Annotated in this window: 1 pseudogene; it reads right to left on the reverse strand. The window is 67.8% G+C overall.

Annotated features, from left to right (window positions below):
* Positions 1–351 (reverse strand): annotated as a pseudogene (locus tag EXE45_RS18400) (transporter substrate-binding domain-containing protein); the annotation flags it as partial.

Genomic DNA, 351 nt, shown 5'->3' on the forward strand with positions numbered 1-351 from the left:
GTCTCCTCGACGAACGCGATCGTCACGTCGCGGTTCGCGGCGAACGTCTCGGCGACGGGGTTGTCGACGACGACCGCGTCGATGTTGCCGTTCGCGAGGTCCTCGACGGCGAGGACGTAGCTGCCGTACGTCGAGAAGCTGTCCGACGAGATGATCCCCTCGTCGACGAGGTTCGTCTCGACCTGGTTCGCGCCGGTGGTGCCGGACTGCGCGCCGACCCGGGTACCCTCGAAGTCGCTCCACCCGGACGGCTGGAAGTCGCCGCCCTCGCGCACGAGGATCGCCTGGTCGGACTCCCAGTAGGGGTCCGAGAAGGCGATCGTCTGCCGGCGCTCCTCGTTGATCGTCATC

This window comes from Halorubrum sp. SP9 (assembly GCF_005435015.1).
In the GTDB taxonomy this organism is placed as follows: domain Archaea; phylum Halobacteriota; class Halobacteria; order Halobacteriales; family Haloferacaceae; genus Halorubrum; species Halorubrum sodomense.